At 63.0% G+C, this 14022-nt stretch carries 14 protein-coding genes and 2 tRNA genes; 7 read left to right on the top strand and 9 right to left on the bottom strand.

What is annotated here, in order from left to right:
• Window positions 1-301 precede the first annotated feature (301 nt).
• A complete protein-coding gene (ppk1, locus tag AWB78_RS34535; protein WP_062611108.1) occupies window positions 302-2365 on the bottom strand; it encodes a polyphosphate kinase 1 in 2064 nt (687 codons plus the stop codon).
• A 253-nt stretch (window positions 2366-2618) separates the two neighbouring features.
• Between ppk1 and ppx the strand changes: the two genes are divergently transcribed.
• Entirely contained in the window at window positions 2619-4130 is a 1512-nt protein-coding gene (ppx, locus tag AWB78_RS34530) for an exopolyphosphatase (RefSeq protein ID WP_062611107.1), read from the top strand.
• Between the two features lie 48 nt (window positions 4131-4178).
• Here the strand turns inward: ppx and AWB78_RS34525 are convergent, their stop codons facing one another.
• Together AWB78_RS34525 and AWB78_RS34520 are read right to left on the bottom strand one after the other, a co-directional pair.
• Window positions 4179-5003 carry a GNAT family N-acetyltransferase gene (locus tag AWB78_RS34525; protein WP_062611106.1) on the bottom strand — a complete coding sequence of 275 codons (825 nt, stop codon included), beginning with the start codon at window positions 5001-5003 and terminating at the stop codon, window positions 4179-4181.
• Window positions 5004-5144: 141 nt separating this feature from the next.
• The gene (locus tag AWB78_RS34520) at window positions 5145-5603 is read right to left on the bottom strand and encodes a SixA phosphatase family protein (protein WP_062611105.1); all 459 of its coding nucleotides are present in this window, start codon (window positions 5601-5603) and stop codon (window positions 5145-5147) included.
• 104 nt (window positions 5604-5707) lie between these two features.
• Between AWB78_RS34520 and AWB78_RS34515 the strand changes: the two genes are divergently transcribed.
• From AWB78_RS34515 to AWB78_RS49425, 3 genes are all read left to right on the top strand, one after another.
• Window positions 5708-5784: transfer RNA gene (locus tag AWB78_RS34515), tRNA-Pro, on the top strand.
• Window positions 5785-5883: 99 nt separating this feature from the next.
• The gene (locus AWB78_RS47845) at window positions 5884-6057 is read left to right on the top strand and encodes a hypothetical protein (RefSeq protein ID WP_198399414.1); all 174 of its coding nucleotides are present in this window, start codon (window positions 5884-5886) and stop codon (window positions 6055-6057) included.
• 172 nt (window positions 6058-6229) lie between these two features.
• Window positions 6230-6361 (top strand): DUF2147 domain-containing protein, encoded by a 132-nt coding sequence (locus tag AWB78_RS49425; protein WP_269768962.1) that lies wholly within the window; start codon window positions 6230-6232, stop codon window positions 6359-6361.
• An 11-nt stretch (window positions 6362-6372) separates the two neighbouring features.
• Here the strand turns inward: AWB78_RS49425 and AWB78_RS34510 are convergent, their stop codons facing one another.
• The 3 genes from AWB78_RS34510 to AWB78_RS34500 all read right to left on the bottom strand — a co-directional run bounded on the left by AWB78_RS34510 (window position 6373) and on the right by AWB78_RS34500 (window position 8440).
• Complete coding sequence (locus AWB78_RS34510; protein ID WP_062611104.1) at window positions 6373-6693, bottom strand: hypothetical protein; 321 nt, start codon at window positions 6691-6693, stop codon at window positions 6373-6375.
• 29 nt (window positions 6694-6722) lie between these two features.
• Window positions 6723-7412: a peptidoglycan DD-metalloendopeptidase family protein gene (locus tag AWB78_RS34505; RefSeq protein ID WP_062611103.1), complete on the bottom strand. Its 690-nt coding sequence runs from the start codon at window positions 7410-7412 to the stop codon at window positions 6723-6725.
• A 125-nt stretch (window positions 7413-7537) separates the two neighbouring features.
• Window positions 7538-8440 (bottom strand): aldose epimerase family protein, encoded by a 903-nt coding sequence (locus AWB78_RS34500; RefSeq protein WP_062611102.1) that lies wholly within the window; start codon window positions 8438-8440, stop codon window positions 7538-7540.
• 566 nt (window positions 8441-9006) lie between these two features.
• Between AWB78_RS34500 and AWB78_RS34495 the strand changes: the two genes are divergently transcribed.
• On the top strand, window positions 9007-9837 hold the full coding sequence (locus AWB78_RS34495) for an undecaprenyl-diphosphate phosphatase (protein WP_062611101.1): 831 nt from the start codon (window positions 9007-9009) through the stop codon (window positions 9835-9837).
• Window positions 9838-9941: 104 nt separating this feature from the next.
• Window positions 9942-10018, top strand: a tRNA-Arg gene (locus AWB78_RS34490).
• Between the two features lie 69 nt (window positions 10019-10087).
• Here AWB78_RS34490 and AWB78_RS34485 read toward each other — a convergent pair.
• The 3 genes from AWB78_RS34485 to AWB78_RS34475 all read right to left on the bottom strand — a co-directional run bounded on the left by AWB78_RS34485 (window position 10088) and on the right by AWB78_RS34475 (window position 13172).
• Complete coding sequence (locus tag AWB78_RS34485) at window positions 10088-10387, bottom strand: hypothetical protein (protein ID WP_232477996.1); 300 nt, start codon at window positions 10385-10387, stop codon at window positions 10088-10090.
• A 138-nt stretch (window positions 10388-10525) separates the two neighbouring features.
• On the bottom strand, window positions 10526-12487 hold the full coding sequence (locus tag AWB78_RS34480) for an RICIN domain-containing protein (RefSeq protein WP_062611099.1): 1962 nt from the start codon (window positions 12485-12487) through the stop codon (window positions 10526-10528).
• 25 nt (window positions 12488-12512) lie between these two features.
• Entirely contained in the window at window positions 12513-13172 is a 660-nt protein-coding gene (locus AWB78_RS34475; protein ID WP_374729509.1) for an SCO family protein, read from the bottom strand.
• A gap of 471 nt (window positions 13173-13643) precedes the next feature.
• On the opposite strand from AWB78_RS34475, the gene AWB78_RS46960 reads away from it, so the two are divergent.
• The gene (locus AWB78_RS46960; protein WP_157697710.1) at window positions 13644-13922 is read left to right on the top strand and encodes a hypothetical protein; all 279 of its coding nucleotides are present in this window, start codon (window positions 13644-13646) and stop codon (window positions 13920-13922) included.
• The last annotated feature ends 100 nt before the right edge of the window (window positions 13923-14022 follow it).

The following is a 14022-nucleotide window of genomic DNA, read 5'->3' as shown; positions in this document are numbered from 1 at the left end:
GCGGCAGCGCGTAGCGCTGTGCCGGAGCTATTTGGTGCTGAACCAGCGCGCTATAACTTCTAGCTTGTCAGACCGTGTGCGGTCCAAGCCCGGTTAGGCCTATGAGGGCACTCGCTACTGCCGGACCACGTGCAATCTTCTGTGCCGCGGCCGGCCTGAAGTGCTTAGGCTGGGGATAGCTGTTTCTTTGGTTACTTTCTTTGCAGCAGCAAAGAAAGTGACTGCCGCCCCGCACAGGGGCAGTGCCAATAGACCGACACGAAAACAGGATTCCACAGAAGCCTATGCAAGCAACCGAAAATCAAGAACAGAACTTAGCCAGCAATCCCAACTGCGCGTTGCGAATAGCCTTCCCGGGCCGGCGCTTCCGATAGTGCCCATCGCTCTGCATGACCCACGCCGATTGGTTATCGCCAAGACAAACCGACAACCCTTCAGCAATAACCCTTCGCTTCAACCGCCGATCGCGAATCGGAAACGCCACCTCCACGCGACGGAAGAAGTTGCGATCCATCCAGTCGGCACTAGAAAGAAACACATCTTCCTTGCCGTTGGCATAGAAATAGAAGATCCGATGATGTTCGAGGAACCGCCCCACGATCGACCGCACCGTGATGTTCTCCGACAGATCCTCAACGCCAGGCTTCAACGAGCAAACCCCGCGCACAATCAGATCGATCTTCACGCCCGCATGCGATGCCTCATAAAGCGCGGCAATGACGGTGGGCTCCAGCAAGGCATTCATCTTCGCGACGATGCGCGCCCGCCGTCCCGCGCGCGCATGCTCGGCCTCGGCGCGGATCGCATCGATGAGCTTCGCGTGCAGCGTGAACGGCGACTGCCATAGCTGATTGAGCGGAATCTCGCCGCCGATGCCGGTCAGTTGCTGAAAGACGTGGTGCACGTCCTCGCACATTTCCTGATCGGCGGTCATGAGACCGAAGTCGGTATAGAGCCGCGCGGTGCGCGGATGATAATTACCCGTGCCCAAATGCGCATAACGCTTCAGCACGAGCTTGCCGCCCATCGACACGCGCCGCACGATCAGCATCATCTTCGCGTGACACTTGTGGCCGACCACGCCGTACACCACATGCGCGCCCACGGCTTCGAGCTGCGACGCCCAGTTGATGTTCGTCTCTTCGTCGAAGCGCGCGAGCAGTTCCACGACGACCGTCACTTCCTTGCCGTTGCGCGCGGCCTGCATGAGCGCATCCATCAGCGGGGAATCGGTACCCGTGCGATAGATCGTCTGCTTGATCGCGACGACTTGCGGATCTTTCGCCGCCTGAAGCAGCAGTTCCAGCACCGGCTGAAAACTCTCGTACGGATGATGCAGCAGAATATCGCCCTGATCGATCGCATCGAAGAGATTCGACGTATTCGCGATCACCTTCGGCACCGACGGAATATGCGGCACGAACTTGAGATCCGGACGGTCGACCATTTCGGGCAGCTGCATGAGGCGCACGAGGTTCACCGGCCCGTTCACGCGATACAGGTCGCGTTCGCTCAACTGACCTTCGTCGAGGAGGCGCCGCACGAGATGCGGCGGCGTTTCCGCCGATACTTCGAGACGCACCGCATTGCCCAGATGCCGAGCCGGCAATTCGCCCTGCAGCGCGACGCGCAGGTTCGTGATTTCGTCCTCGTCGACGAAGAGCTCGCTGTTGCGCGTGATGCGAAACTGGTTGCAGCTGCGCACGAGGAGATGCGGAAACAGCTCGTTCACGAAGTGCTGCATGAACGAGCTCAGCAGCACGAAGCCGTGCGGATAACCGGACAAGGCCTCGGGCATCCGCACGAGACGCGGCAGCGCGCGCGGCGCCTGCACGATGCCCATCATCGCCTGGCGGCCGAAGGCGTCCGTGCCTTCCAGTTCGACGACGAAGTTCAGGCTCTTGTTCAGCACGCGCGGGAACGGGTGCGCGGGATCGAGCCCGATCGGCGTGAGCACCGGCAGGAGCTCGTTGTAGAAGTAGTCGCGCGCCCACGCGGTCTGCTGCTCGGTCCAGTCTTCCGCGCCGTGAAAGAAGATGCCCTCCATTTCCAGCGCGGGCAGCACGATGTCGTGCAGCATCGAGTATTGCTGGCGCACGAGGCGCTGCGCGCGCTCGGAGACGAGATCGTAGACGTGCTGCAGCGACATGCCGTCCGGCGAGAGCGAGCCGGGGTTGTCGCGCATCTGCTCCTGCAGACCCGCCATACGGACTTCGAAGAATTCGTCGAGGTTGCTACTCGTGATGCAGATGAAACGCAGGCGTTCCAACAGGGGAACCGTCGTGTCGGCGGCTTGCGCGAGCACGCGCTCGTTGAAACCTAATATGCCCAGTTCGCGGTTGAATAACGGATAGCGTATGGACATCGGAGGGAGGGCAGGTGTCTCGATCAGATGGGCAAGGGAACTCTCGGATGCTCTCACAGTATGATGTATTTTTTATGACAGAACGATTGTCACAAATTCTACTCACAATGCGGATAGCGTCGCTAGCGCAAACGCGCGGTTCCGAACGAGTCGGCCATGTCCGCTCGCCGTGTCGGCATAGAATAGAATTCGTGCGCTGCAACAGCGCCGCTGTGACAGTGCCTCTCCTCACTTCACGACTTCTGGATATCCGATGGTCACACATCCCCATCTACTTGCCGCGGTCGACCTCGGATCGAACAGTTTCCGGTTGATCGTCGGCCGGGTCGAGGAAACGCCCGCCGGCAGCCAGATCTATCAGGTCGATGCGCTGCGCGAGCCCGTGCGGCTGGGCGGCGGCCTTTCGAAGGACAAGATGCTCGACCGCGCATCGCAGGTGCGCGGCTGGGATGCCCTGAAGCGTTTCGGCGAGCGCCTGCGCGATTTCCATCCCGATCAGGTGCGCGCCGTCGCCACGAATACGCTGCGCGTCGCGAAGAACGCGCACGACTTTCTCGTCGAGGCGGAAATCGCGCTCGGTTTTCCGATCGAAGTCATCGCCGGGCGCGAGGAAGCGCGCCTCATCTACGCGGGCGCCGCGCATTCGGTGCCGGCGAGCGCGGGCAAGCGGCTCGTGGTCGATATCGGCGGCGGCTCGACGGAGTTCATCATCGGCTCGCATTACACGCCGATCCACATGGAAAGCCTCTATATCGGCTGCGTGAGCCACAGCAGGCAGTTCTTCCCGGCAGGCAACGTCGACGAATACACGATGCGCCAGGCCGAACTCGCCGCCAAGCGCGAAATCCAGATCATCTCGAGCGAATACAAGCACACCGGCTGGGACCAGGCGATCGGCTCGTCGGGCACGGCGCGCGCGCTCGCGGAACTGATCGAGGCAAACGGCTTCAACGACGAAGGCATCACGCACGGCATCTCGCGCGGCGGCCTGGAGAGGCTCAAGCGCGCGCTCATCAAGGCCGAGAACGTGAACCGGCTGAAGCTCGTCGCGCTGAAGCCCGATCGCGTGCCGGTGCTCGCGGGCGGCCTGTCGATCATGCTGGGCGTGTTCGAGGAACTGGGCGTCGACTATGCCGATACGACCGATGCCGCGCTGCGTCTCGGCGTGCTCTACGATCTGCTCGGGCGTTCGCAGCATCAGGACATGCGCACGGTGACGGTCGAAGGGTTCAAGCGCCGCTACGGCGTGGATGCCGCGCAGGCGGAACGCATCGGCGAACTGGCGATCAGCTTCTACGATCAGCTCGGCGAGCCCGATGAAGACCTGCGCGAGGAAAACCGCATGTTCCTCGCGTGGGCGGCATCGCTGCATGAAATCGGCTTGTCGATCGCGCACAGCGCCTATCACAAGCACTCCGCGTATATCGCGAGCAATGCCGACATGCCCGGCTTCTCGCGCACCGATCAGGCGCGGCTCGCGGCGCTCGTGCTCGGGCACGCAGGCAAGCTCGGCAAGCTCGCGCAGGCGCGCGACATCGAATGGACGCTGCTTTTCTGTCTGCGGCTCGCGGCGCTGCTGTCGCGCCGGCGCACGGATGTCGGACTGCCCGGCATCGAGGTGAGGCAGGCCGGCGGCGGCTTCGAAGTGCGTCTGCCGAACGAGTGGGTGACGAACAATCCGCTCACCGATTACAGCCTCGTGCAGGAAGCGATGGAATGGGAAAAGATCGGCCGGCCGTATCGGGTGGTGTATACCGGCGACTGATGCCGCAAGAGAGAGGCCCCGACGATCGGGGCCTTTTGCTTCAGGGCTTCAACGTCCCTGCATGTCGCCGATGAAATGCCGCGCGTAACGCGCGTTGATTTCGGAGAGGCGGAAGAGGGTGAGAAAGTCGGCGGTATTGAAGTCGGGGTCCCAGGCCGGCGCGCCGCAAATCTTCGCGCCGAGACGCAGATAGCCCTTCACGAGCGGCGGCGGGCTCACGTGCGCGCCGGTGCGCAGTTCCTCGACCGGCAGCGGCGTATGCGCAAACGCGCGGTATTCGGGCGCCGTCAGCGCATCGGCGGGCAGCGAGTTATACAGATTCGCGGCGTAATGGCCACCATCGATCATGCCGACGCTCGCGCAGCCGAGCATCGTCTCGTAGCCGTTTTGCATCATGTACGCGGCGAGTCCGCCCCACAGCGACATGATCACCGCGCCGGTGCGATAGTCGGGATGCACGCAGGAGCGGCCCACTTCGACGAGCTTCGGCCGCAGATGCGTGAGGCGCGACACATCGAACTCGCTTTCCGCATACAGGCGGCCGATGCGCGCGGCCTGATGCGGCGGCAGCACGCGATACGTGCCGACCACCTGCAGCGTGTCGAGATCGCGCACGAGCAGGTGATCGCAGTAGGCATCGAAGGCATCGACATCGAGACCGGCGGGGCCGGAGAGACGTGCGCCCATTTCTTCGGAGAACACGCGATAGCGCAGCCGCTGCGCATCGCGCAGCGCGTCTTCGTCGCGCGCCCACGCGACTTGCAGGCGCTCGCGGCCGGTGACGGTTTCCGACGTGCGCGGAAGATGGCGGCGCGAATCGAGCGAGAGCGATGATGCTCCGAGTTGCAGGACAGGCGTCGGCAGATCTTGCATTGGCGTTCCTCGACAGGACGTTGCTGTGGCTTCAAGTCCTCGCCAATGTAGTAATGCACGGTGACGCTCGCATGGCATCGCAGTGACGTTTCGATGAAACGACACGCGCATGAACGCGAGCTTACGACGCTCGCCCGGCGTTCAGATCAGGTCCGGATTGATCACCGCTCGCAGCACGACGTGGCCGTCGCCGCCGCGCGTGCGTCCCTGAAACCACCAGATGCCCGCCTTCTTGATCGACCAGTCCGCTTCGTGGCCGGTGATGAGGAGCGCGGCCACGCGGCCGAGCGTCGGCTGATGCCCGATCACGACGACCGTCTCGCCGACGCCATCGGGCCAGCCGGCGGCATCGAGCACGGCCTGCGCGCCGTTGCCCGGCGCGAGCTCGTCGACCACGCGGTAGCGGTCGCCGAAGGCCTCGGCGGTCTGGATCGTGCGTGTCGCCGGGCTCGCGAGGAACACGGCGTCGTCGTCGATGCGCGCCTTCAGCCATTTGGCGATGCCTTGCGCCTGCTTGCGTCCGCGCGGCGTGAGTTGCCGCGCGAGATCGCTCGACGCCTGATCTTCCGCTTCGGCGTGACGCCAGAGAATGAGATTCATCGATCGTCTCCGTTATGAGGTTCACTTTCGGCTAGGCCAGAAAGATGCGTGCCCGAGATGGGCATTGCGGCCGCGCATCAGGCACGTTACAATCTGCGGCTCGTCGGAGCGTAGCGCAGCCTGGTAGCGCATCTGATTTGGGATCAGAGGGTCGAAGGTTCGAATCCTTTCGCTCCGACCACGATACACGAAGGGGTTACAAGTTTCGGCTTGTAACCCCTTTGTCTTTTCAGCGCGCGTTTTGCGCCGCGCTCATCTCGACGCCAATCCCGGGAGTCTCATGCCGCGAATCGTTCTCGCTTTCGTCTGTGCCGTATCCGCCGCGCTGGCCTTGTCCGCCTGCGCGGACAACCAGCCCCAGAAACACGCGCCGAAGGATCCGGCCGACTACCACGGCGTGCCGACGGACATGACCCCGCCTTCAATGATCGACGCGCCGGCCAAGCCGCAATAACCGCCATGAAAGACGAAGCCCCGATGCGGACATATCGGGGCTTCTGATCTGCGCCGGCCGTTCGACAGAAATCCGGCAAACACTACTTGCTCAAGATTTCAGAGGAATCGCTCCAGCGGAAAATTTGCCGCGCCTGTATCATCGCGCAGACTTGTTTCAATTTGTATCTGCCATGAACCTGCTGTGGATTTTCGCCGCCGTTGCGCCGCTTGCCGTGGCATCGCTCGTCGCGTTCGCGGCGCATATCGATCCGCTGTCCGGGCACTGGCGCACGCGAGGCTCGAAGGAACGCCCGGCCGCCTGATCCCTCAAGCGTCACTGCTTGCAGCGGATGACCATCGAACGGTTCTTGATGTTCGCCCCGAATATCCCGCCTACTGAGCCGCCCGCGGTCGCGCCGGTGTCGGCATCCTTCGAAATCACGTCGTAGCCATACGCGCCGCATACTTCGCCCGCCTGCTTGTAGCACGCCGCCCAGCTCGTGCTGGCATCGCCGCCGCTGCAGTTGATCGCAAAGCCGGTGTCGCCCGAAGGCAGATAGGTCATCGTCGCGGTGTGCGCGCATCCGGCAAGCGCGCCGGTCAATGCCAAAGCCGCGCCGAGCGCAGCCGTGTTGATCCTCGTCATCAATTTCATCAATCTTCCTCGTAACGTCCGCCCGGCCATTAGCGGGGCGGCAGGTATTTCGCCGGGTCCGCCGAGCGGCCCATGTAGCGCACCTCGAAATGCAGCATCGTGCGATTGCTGTCCGTATCGCCCATTTCGGCGATCTGCTGGCCTTGCTGCACGGTCTGGCCTTCCTTCACCAGCAGCACGCGATTGTGGGCATAGGCGGTCAGATATTCGTCGTCGTGCTTGACGATCAGCATGTTGCCGTAGCCGCGCAGGCCGTTGCCCGCATAGACGACATTGCCGGTCGCGGCAGCGACGACGGGCGTGCCCGCCGCATTGGCGATATCGATGCCCTTCGAGTTCTTGCCGTCGAAGCTGCGGATGACGCTGCCCTGCGCCGGCCAGACGAGCGTCACGCCCGGTCCGGCCTTTGGCGACGAGACTTGTGCGCGGGCATCGCTTTTCGCGCTGCCCGCGGCGCCCGCACCTGACGACTCGGCCGTCGTCGCGCTGCCCGCCGCGGGCGCTATACGCAGCACCTGGCCGACCTCGATGGCATCGGGATTCGTGAGCCCGTTCCAGCGTTTGATGTTCGCGACCGTGGTGCGATTTTCACGGGCGATCTTGTACACGGTGTCGCCGCGTTCCACGCGATAAAAGCCCGGTGCGACCGGGCCGGTTCCGCAAGCGGCCAATACTGCGATGAGCGATGCGCCGACGAGCCGTCGAATTTCTTTTTGCAAACCTGACCTCGCAAAGCACCGCCGCGAGACGTGCCCGGCACAGCCGCGCGGCGAATTCGAAAGGCAGGATTTTACCGTCTCGGGTTTGCCCGGAAAGAATGGCGCCCGCGCGGGCGCCTGGCGGCTTACTCTTTTCCGGTGACGACGAGCCTGAGCGACGCGGTTTCGGTCTTGCCCGGCGCGAGCCAGCGCAGGCCGAGACCGTTGTGGATGGCGTCGGGCAGGCCGATCCACGGCTCGACGCAATAGAAGTCCGATGTCTCCGATTCCGTCCACGTCGTGACGGCGTACCACGGCACCGAATCAGGCTGATGCAGCTCGAAGCTGACCGTGCGTTTGAGTCCGGGCAGCTTCAGCAGCATCGGCTCGTCGGACTGGCGCGTGAGGCAATGAAACGTATCGATGATGCCCGGATCGCCGAGCGAATAGCGCGGCAGCCCCGGCTCGGCCTCGCTGATCAATCCGTCCGGAAGCTGGCGGCGCCGCTCGGTGCGCGGCAGCTCGACGCTGCTCTCGCCGCGCTGTTCGTGCGGCAGATGAAAGTAGAAGTGGTGCCCGGCGTAATAGGGCAGCGCGACTTCGCCGGGATTGGACGTGGTGAGCTCGACCTCGAGCGTGTTGCCGTCGATGAGGCGGTACGCCGCCTCGAAGCGGAAGGCGAACGGGTAACCGTCGCGGGTCGCGTCGCTGTCGACGAGCGTCATGCGCAGGCCGTGGCCGTCCGCGTCGCGGGTGCAGGAAAAGGGCAGATCACGCGCGAAGCCGTGCGTCGGCAACGGATGCACGACGCCTTCGGGATCGCGCCATTCGCCGATCTGGCCGTCGACGAAATGCCGTCCGAGAAACGGGAAGAGCAGCGGATTGCCGCCGCGGATCTTCGCCGGTTTGGACCAGTCGGGCGCATCGGGCCAATGGATGACGGGCTCGCCGCCGACGCGCCAGGTCATGAGCCGTCCGCCCGCGTGCGGCGCGAGCAGGATGGCGGCGCCGTCGCGCCCGATTTCGATGACATCTGTTTCCGGTGACATGATGGCCGCGCGCTCCGTTGAATGACTCGGCGACGCGCCGGGATATCCGGCGCGGCTCGAACCGATGATTCTGCCTTGGAATTTTCTACGGAAAAACCCTTTGGGGGAAATTGCGACTGACGAGCGGTCATTCGATATGTTGTTATATGCCCCTGTGTTGGGTATCAGACGGACAAGGAGCAACCATGGATCTGGCGATGGCAATGGGCGTCGCGATGTTCGCGCTTTTCGGCGCAAGCACGGCACTCTTTCTCTACACGCTGAAGGCCTGACCGACGATCGCGGTCGCCCGGCTCCGCTCGGACTCCGGGGCGCGCTTTCTTTCGGAATGCCTATTTCAAGCTTGCGATAAATATTCGTTTCGCCGACGGTTGACTGTCGGCTCAATTTGTGTGCGGTTAGCGCTTGGCGCTCGATTGCGCCACCGGCATAATCGGGTCCGTTTGCGCGCCGTATCGACTTTCCCTTCCTGTTCCAAATTCCCTGTCCGCCTCGTTAGGCTTCGCGTGACGCGAGGGATGGAATTGCACGGCGCGTTCTTCTCCTCCTCAAAAAAGGACTGACGCGTGACTCTGTGGTTTCTCGTATTTTTGAGCGTGCTCCAGGGCGTGACCGAGCTCTTTCCGGTCAGCAGCCTCGGCCATACGCTGCTCGTTCCCGGCCTGATCGGCATGCATATCGACAAGCATGCGCCGCAACTGCTGCCGTTCCTCGTGGCGCTGCATCTCGGCACCGCCGTCGCGCTGCTCTGGTATTTCCGCGCACGCTGGATCGCGCTGATCCGCGGCTTCTTCGCGTCGCTCGGCGGCCGCAAGAACGATGACGGGCACATGATGTGGGCGCTCATCATCGGCACGATTCCGACGGGCATCGTCGGCTTGCTGCTCGAAAAGCGCCTCGAGGCAATTTTTCACGATTTGCGGATCGTCGCGGCGGCGTTGATCGTCAATGGCGTGCTCTTGTGGCTGGGCGACCGTCTGCAGCAGAGCCGCGCGATGCAGGCGCCCGAGAAGCTCACGTTCAGGCAGGCGTTTCTGGTGGGCCTCGCGCAGATCGGCGCGCTGATTCCGGGCTTTTCGCGCAGCGGTCTGACGATGATCGCGGGCGTCGGCGCGGGCCTGACGGCCGAGGCGGCGGCGGAGTTTTCGTTTCTGCTCGGCACGCCGATCATCTTCGCGGCGGGCGTGCTCGAATTGCCGAAGCTCTTTCACGCGCCGGGACAACTGGCCGATTCGGTGCTGGGCGGCGTGCTGACGGGCATCGCGGCTTATTTGAGCGTGCGTTTCCTGATGCGCTACTTCGAAGGACACGGCAAGCTGGCGTCGTTCGGCGTGTATTGCGTGATCGCGGGCATCTTCTTCCTCGGCTGGTTCATGATGCATCCGCAACCGGTGTGACGAACGCGGGACAAGCGCGGTGGCGAATGAGGTAAAATCGCGGTCTCTTCTGATCCGCGGCCGCTTTCTGCGCTGTTTCTGCGTCGGCCGCGCGTTCCGGTTCTCCGCCCTTAGCTCAGCTGGATAGAGCAACGGCCTTCTAAGCCGTAGGTCACACGTTCGAGTCGTGTAGGGCGGGCCAGTGAAATCTAAGACTTAATTCGTTTTAATAACAGGCTTGGTCGTCTGCGTCTGCGTCACCGCTACGCGATCATCGATGCACGACGAACCGCCAGAGCGCCATGCACTCGGCATCGGCGATCTGATAGCGGGGCATCGACTTGCGAAGCAGGACGCCCGCCGGGTCGACACCGTCTTTCACAGCACGGCAGAAGGCCGTCGCATCATAGTGACTAATCGGCCCTCCCCGGCGACTTGTCTCAGCGAGCAGGGATTCTCGTGTCAGCGGCGGCGCAAAGGCCGGTGCTTTCGACGTGCCCACGTGGCAATTGACGCATCGGGTCGTCCAGGATGACAACGGACGTTCGTCGTCACGCAGATGCGCGGCCATCGGATGTTGTCCGTTGAATAGTGCACACCCCTCGTCGGCCGGATCGCACGCGGCCTCCGCGCGGGCAAGATGTGTCATCGCGACAAGGGCAAGTCCGATCGCGGCGGCCCGCGTTGCAGCGTGGTGTCGTCGGGCCATTCAATGCACCAGCAGTACGCGCGAGACGCTCGGCACGCCCCTCCCGTTCAGGGCGAACAGCATGTAATAGCCGGGGATCACGACGCCGGGATCGGAGGGAATGTTCAACTGATATTCGCCTGCGGTACCCACGGTGAACGACAGCGGGACGCGTCGCTGCTCGTTGTTCAGCGAATGCGTGACCGACGAGGAGCGCATCAGCACGAATGCGCGCACGTTCCTGCTGCCCGTCACCACGATCGTCGTGCCGAGCTGCGCGTCGGTCGGCACGGACGTGAGACTCGGCCGGGACGCGGCCGACCCGTCCGAGTTGAGCAGGTACGGCGGTGTCAGTATCTCCACGTCAGTGTGATTGGTCGCGCATCCCCCGCACAATCCGCCGCCGCCGCTCAGCACGCGTCCGTCGTTCAGGAGCAGCGCGACGCTGTGATAGGTTCGCGGGATGGCCTGAGGGGCGAGCGGAGAAAACGCATTGGTCTGTGGGTCCCACAACTCCGGGGTGAGGACCGCGTTGTCGTCCGAGAAGGGCGCAGCAAAGGTCTGCCCGCCGACCACGACGACCTGTCCATTCGGCAGCACGACGCTGTTGCTGAACGCGCGCCGGTAGCTCATCGGCGCGATGGTCTGCGTCCTCGCGGTTCCGCTGCTGATGTCGATGAGCGTCGCATTGGACGTGGCCTGCGATTGGTCGTAGCTCGGAGCGCCCCCGACAGCGAGAATCTTGCCGACGTCGTACATGACCGCGTTGCCGTTCATCGCATTGCCGTCGCTCCCCCGGTTGCCGGCCGAGGTGACGTTGCCGTTACCTGCCGTATCGAACCAGTGCATGGCGCGGCTCGGTCCCGCGTGAAACACCCGTCCATTGCCGACGGCGAACAGCCATGCGTGATTGTCGGCGCGAAACCAGCCTGCATTGTCGTTCGTGACGATGTAATCGTCGGTGATGGCACCGTTGATCTGCCAGCCCGAACCCGGGGTCCAGGTTTCACCGCTCTTTCCTCCGAGCCCTCCGCTCCAGGAGCCGCCCACCAGGAACACATTGCCGTTGCTCAATGTCACGCTTCCCTGATAGCCGCGTGGAATCTTCAACTGATCGCTCGCGGTCCACGTGCTCGTCGAAGGCGAATAAATGCTGGTCTGTCTTGCGCTCGATCCCCCGGTCACGAAAATCCGGCCATCGGGGAGGTTGGCGATGCCCGGGCAGAACATATCGTGTCCGGTATAAGTCACGATCGACTGCCTGCTCCTGCCCGTCGATGGATTGAAGATCGCCGTGTACGTCTGGCCCGGCGGGTTATTGGGTGTGAAGTCGAGCGCGCTGTCCGCCGCCCAGACCAGCACGGTTCCATTTGGGAGATTGGCGGCTTGCAGCGGAACGAGCGGTAGCGTGACGGGCTCCGACCACTGCGAGGGCAATGCGGCTTTCGGCGCCGGCAAGCCGCTCACTTGCCACGTCTGTGTGGCGCTGCCATTGCATACCTGCTGCGTCAACTGGACACCCTGCGAGGTCGTATTCGACGCGCTCACGCATAAGCCGCTATGTCCCGCGACGATTGCATAGCCCCCGCCCTGCGGTATCAACGAGAAGGCCTGATTCAGGCCGCCATTGCAGGTCCACTGGATGATAGGACCACCCGGGTCGGGGCTTATGCCTGATACGTCCATGCACAGGCCGCTGTTCTGATTGATGAGGGTGTACCGGGCGCCGGTCGCAGCCGGGAGCCATTGCTGATTTGCGCCGCCCCAACAGGACCAGGAAATCACGGGTGCTCCCGGCGTCCTTGATTCGCCGCTGACGTCCGCGCACATGCCGGTGCCGTTCAGGGTGATGGGCGCCGAGGTTTGCGCATGGGCGGCGGGCGATACGCCCGCCCAAGCCAGCGGCATTGCGATCAGCAGCAAAAAGCGCATGCATCGGAAGAGCAGGCTGGACGCGTGCCCTGTTGAACGAATCCCTGGCATGGTTGCTCCTCGTACATGAGGCGGGTTATGTACGTGCAAGCGCGCCGAGCACATCACAGACGTCGTTGACGCGCGGAAGGTCAGCGCTTCGCCAGCGCAACATCGCGTTGGCATCGAAGCAATAGACTTGCGTGGAGTGATCTGCGATGTCGCCGAGGGGCGTCCTGGTGCCCGACAGCGCCACGCGAATCCGGTCTACATCCGTAAGTGCCGGTGTCGCCGCATTCCACGCGGGGCCTGCCTGAAAGCGCGCAAGCCACGCGCGCAATGCCGAAGGTGAATCGGACAACGGATCGATTCCAACCGACAGCAATTGCACAGGATGGCGGGCACGGATGCCCGGGATCCGTTCCTGAACCGCGCTGAAAAGCCCACCTTGCAGCGGACATACCGTGCCGCACCCGGTGTAGATCGTCTGGAGTGCAGTAACGCCCTGGCGCAGAAAGTCGCTCAGCAGGCGCTTTCTGCCGGTCTGGTCGACGAGCCAGGTATCGTCGAGGCGAACCGGCGGCGTGACGAGTCCCGGACCGCCATGCTGCGCGAATGAGGAAGGCGACACGGCGCCAAGGATGAGCGCGGCCATGTCGCAAAGCAGGGAGCGGCGAGCTATCGAAGGAGCAACCGCGCTCATGCCGAATTTTGCGCCGTCGGGCATTTTTATTTCGCTTAGTGAAATCGTCCTCATCCGCACTTTTGTGATCTCCGCTCCGCACGTGGAACATCCGGTCAGAAAGGCGCGAGAAAACGTGTCGCCGGCCTTTGGCATTTGCGCATCGCCATGCCCGTGGATCAAAGATTAGCAGCCCAAATCGGCAATAAAAGCTTTGCGTATGAAATGAATAGGTAAGTATGTGCACTCGGACACATTCGCCTTTAAGAGACCGAACAAATTCCAAATTGGCTTGTTGTGCTTATGTATCGAACAACGAGAGGCGCTTATCAAGTGGGGCTGTCGGGTAAGCACACCGGCACGATGCTGGCCGGAAATATGCTTCTGCGGAAATCCGCACAGGAATTATCCAGACGACTTGCGCGACTGTAATGGCACGGTGTGCCAGGCGCCAACCGGCCCGTTTTCGCCGCTCACCTCACTTATCGGATGAGGCCGCTCGAACGTCGGTTAGATTTGGTCCCGGCGCCTGGTCAAGGCATATCGATGAATACGGTCGTCCTAAATTTCATCGTGCTTGCGCGGCTGTGCTCGGCTTCCGACACTCGCTCGACACCGGCCCCCGAATACGTGCTCACAACCCGTTCGAAACGTTCGGTCGAAGCCATTTCTACGGCGCGTTTCGACGATCGCGCTCTGCATCAAAGGACTAATCGAATCGCGGACGAGCCGCCGCGCGCCTTGGCCCGCTTCCTGCCCATTGTTTCCCTTGCGCGCCCGCCGATCCCCGCAATCCCGCGCCGCGTAACGCATCGGAAAAAGTAACCGTCTCGTCCAGGCCCGCGCGCCGCCCGCTCGCGGTGCGCGTGCGCATCGGCATGGCGCGCGGCGCGCCATGCCGGTGAGCACTGCACGGCTGCATCGT

This window comes from Caballeronia calidae (assembly GCF_900044055.2).
Taxonomy (GTDB): domain Bacteria; phylum Pseudomonadota; class Gammaproteobacteria; order Burkholderiales; family Burkholderiaceae; genus Caballeronia; species Caballeronia calidae.
Note: the sequence above shows the minus strand (reverse complement) of the source record. Positions and strands in the feature narration are given on the sequence as shown.